Source organism: Agrobacterium sp. DKPNP3, assembly GCF_052686535.1.
This window is the reverse complement of record NZ_JBQYSN010000171.1, coordinates 1-3,707: the sequence shown is the minus strand read 5'-3', so window position 1 is coordinate 3,707 and position 3,707 is coordinate 1. Positions and strand designations below refer to the sequence as shown.

Below are 3,707 nucleotides of genomic sequence, written 5' to 3'. Positions count from 1 at the left end.
GGTGCATCCGATGCTGCTCACATTGCCGAAATCATTACTGCGGCTGGATACACGCCAGAAGCGCGCGCCTGAACAGAAAAGATACCGGCGGCGCTCCACTGCCGCCGCCGGATCACACTGCCGGCCCCGCCTGACGCTGTAGGTTGCGAAAAGGCCATTGGACGACATCGAGTTTCTTCCCCCGTACCTCCCGCAGCAAAAGCCTCTCCCCACGTCGGTGATGAAGAATTCATTCCTCTCGGCGTCATCCTCGGCCCTCTGCCGAGGATCTAATCACGTCGAATAAAATCGATCGGTTGCAGATCCTCGGGACAAGCCCGAGGATAACGCCGGAGCGTTTGGCGCAACTCGTCATTCCAAATCGATTATGACGCTTGCCCAGGAAATTAACCCTGCGGCAGCGGACCTGATCCGGCGTCGTCCCAGCTGCGGGGGGACGCCACCATAACAGCCGAAACCCGGCTCTTGCGAGCCGGGCCCTGTTTCGTCAGAACCGTTGGCTTGGTTACTTCGTCGCCAGGTCCTTGGTCATGATGAAGAAGTTGATCGGATGCGGTTTGAAGTTCTCGACCTTGTCCGAATAAGCGTCGAACGCTGTCTCGTGGATCAGATAGACGGTGACCGCTTCGTCATAGATCCTCTTCGCCGCCTCGGCATAAATGGCGTAACGCTTTTCCGGCTCGGCCACCGCATAGGCTGATTTGATCAGCTTGTCCGTTTGCTCGCTGCAATAGTGCGAGATATTGTAGCCGCCTGTGCAGGTGTAGTCAGCATTGAGAAAGCCGATCGGTTCGGCAACATCGGTGGCGTAACCGCGCGACAGAAGCACCATGTCGAAATTGCCGGACAGAAGGTCGGGCTCGATCGCCGTGTAATCTGCAACGCGAACATCGACCTTGATGCCGATTTCCTGCAGCTGCGCCTGGATGACGGCAGCAACGTCCTTGAGTTCGGTTCTTTCAGTGTAAGCCAACAGCGTCAGTTTCAGGCTGCCGGGAGCAATTCCCGCCTCTTTCAACAGAGCTTTTGCCTGTTCCAGGTCATAAGCAGGCTTGACGTCCTGGGGCGCCCAAGGCTCTCCCGGCGCGAAGGGCATCGTCGCGGGTTTTACCGCACCCTCATAGATGCTGTCGGCAATACCGGCGGTGTCGATGGCGGCCCGGATCGCCTGCCGGACCTTGATATCCTTGAACGGCGCCTTGGAATTATTGAGCAGCATCTCCGTAATCCGGGGCACCGTGATCGGTGCGACCTTGACGCCCTTCGCCGCTTCAACGGTCTTTACCGCCCAGGGTGGGATCACGCGCGAAATCTGCACCTCACCGCTTCTTATCTGGGTGGCGCGGGTATCGGCATCCGGAATGAAGTTCACACGGCCGCCTGAAAGCTTCGGCATGCCGTTCCAGTACTCATGGTTCGCGGTCAGCTCCATATATTGGTTTGCATCGACCTTTGTGATCTTGAAAGGCCCGGTGCAGGTTCCAATGGGATCGACCTTGCCATCCTTGTAAGCCGCTGGTGCGAGGATAGTGGTTGCGGGGCTTGCCATCTGCGCCGGGACCAGCACAGACGGCTCGATGGTGGTGATCTTTACGATATCGTCGCCACCCGCCTCAACCGCGGCAATGAGCTTCGGCGAAAAGGCCCGGGCCGGAACGGGCGCCTTCAGGAGATTGGTGAGCGCATTGACGGCGGCGGCGGCAGTGAGCGGCTCGCCATTCTGGAATTTCACGCCCTTGCGAAGTTTGAATTCCCAGACTTTGGGCGAGGTCTGCGTCCAGGATTCCGCAAGGCCCGGTTCCAGCGTCGTGTCATAACCGACACGAACCAGACTTTCGAAACAACCCGCACGCGAACCGAGATAGGCATCGTCAGACGCCATCTGCCAGCCGGTCTTGACGCCGGTGTAATCGTCATAGGTGATCGTTTGGGCCATTGCCGTCTGTGCCCCGAACGAGGCCACAGTGGCGCATGTCGCCAAAATTGCGTACTTCATCATGGAAGATCCCCTTTTATTTTGGTGATAACGCTCACAATGCGTGCATCTTCAGTAAAAATAACATGACAGCAAAATATCCTGTGGATATATCGCGAATATCCATCAGATTAACTTCTATTTTATGTTTTATAATCGGAATTTTATTCCGATATTAATCTGCAAACGCACAATTCATCTGTTTTTACATCACCAGAGAACTGCACCTGCGCGTTCCGTCAACCCAGCTCCTGCCAGCGATGACAGCGGGCGAAATGCTCACCGGAAACGCCTTCCAAAACGGGTTCCGCCTGACTGCATATCCCTGTCGCGTATTTACAGCGCGTGTGGAATTTGCAGCCGTCGGGAGGATTGAGAGGGCTCGGCAGATCGCCGTCCAGAAGCATTTCCGGAGCATAAAGCCCTGTCTCGTCCAGCATGGACGACGCAATCAGCGCCTTGGTATAGGGGTGCTTCGGCGCTCGGAAAAGCTCCTCGCGGTCGGCGATTTCAACGACGCGGCCGAGATACATCACTGCGATACGATCGCAGAGATATCGCACCACACGCAGATCGTGCGAAATCATCAGAACCGTCAGGCCGTGACGACGCTTCATGTCCATCAGAAGGTTCAGGATCTGCGTCCGCATCGAGGCGTCGAGTGCCGATGTCGGCTCGTCGCAGACAAGGAAGCTTGGATTGAGAAGCAGCGCCCGGCCGATGACGACGCGCTGCAGCTGCCCGCCGGAACATTGGCTCGGATACCGATCGTAAAAGGAGCCGTCGAGCCCGACCTCCTCCAGCATGCGGAAAACCCGGTTCGTGCGTTCCTCACGCGTGCCGAGGCCATGTTGGGCAAGCGGCGCTTCCATGCTCTGGCCGATGCGCATCCGCGGATCGAGCGCGGAATATGGGTCCTGGAACACCAGTTGCACGACCCGACGCATGCGCCGCAGCGCCTCACCGTTCATGTGCAGCATATCGTTCTGCCCGATGCTGACCTCGCCCCTGGTCGCGTGGGTTAGCCGCGTGATCAGCCCGGCGACGGTGCTTTTGCCGCATCCGGATTCGCCCACGAGGCCCAGAACCTCCCCCTCTCCGATTGTCAGGGAGACATCGTCGACGGATTTCACCACCCGGTGACCGAGGCCGGATATCGGATAATATTTGCAAAGGTTCTTCGCGACCACGAAGGGCTTGGGCATGGTTTCCGCCGATGGGGCGGTCTGTGTCATTGCTGTCGATAGCATTGTCGTCGCCCTCCTCAGCAGATTGTGTGGTTCTGATGGTCGTGACCGGAATGATCATGCCCCGCATGGTCGTGACCCACCGCCCAGCACCGCGCCTTGCGCCCCTCCGGCAGGGTATTCAAATCCGGCTCTGTCGCCATGCAACGCCCACCCATGCCCGTCGAGTTGGCGATTGCACAGCGCGGGTGAAACCGGCAGCCGCAGGACATGTCGTGCGCCTGCGCGCTGGAACCCGGGATGGTCAGCAGTTGCCCCGCGCTGTCGGTGGTCAGCAGTGAGCAGCTAATCAGCGCCTTGGTGTAAGGGTGCTGTGGCGCCTTGAGGATCGCCTTGGTCGGCCCCTCCTCGACGATGCGGCCGGCATACATGACCGCGATCCTATCCGCAAAAGCGGCGACAACGGAGAGATCATGGGTGATCAGCAACGTTGCCAGCCGGCGCTTGCGCCGTTCGTCATCGAGCAGACGCAGGATTTGTGCCTG

Annotated in this window: 3 protein-coding genes; all 3 read right to left on the bottom strand. The window is 58.5% G+C overall.

What is annotated here, in order from left to right; translation table 11 throughout:
• Positions 1-505 precede the first annotated feature (505 nt).
• Positions 506-1,999, bottom strand: coding sequence for an ABC transporter substrate-binding protein (locus tag ACUTJJ_RS24865; RefSeq protein ID WP_209088835.1), 1,494 nt, complete (start codon positions 1,997-1,999; stop codon positions 506-508).
• A gap of 215 nt (positions 2,000-2,214) precedes the next feature.
• Complete coding sequence (locus ACUTJJ_RS24860) at positions 2,215-3,225, bottom strand: ABC transporter ATP-binding protein (protein ID WP_063951276.1); 1,011 nt, start codon at positions 3,223-3,225, stop codon at positions 2,215-2,217.
• A gap of 14 nt (positions 3,226-3,239) precedes the next feature.
• Positions 3,240-3,707, bottom strand: a 468-nt coding sequence (locus ACUTJJ_RS24855) for an oligopeptide/dipeptide ABC transporter ATP-binding protein (RefSeq protein ID WP_445543762.1), incomplete at its 5' end; no start/stop codon positions are given.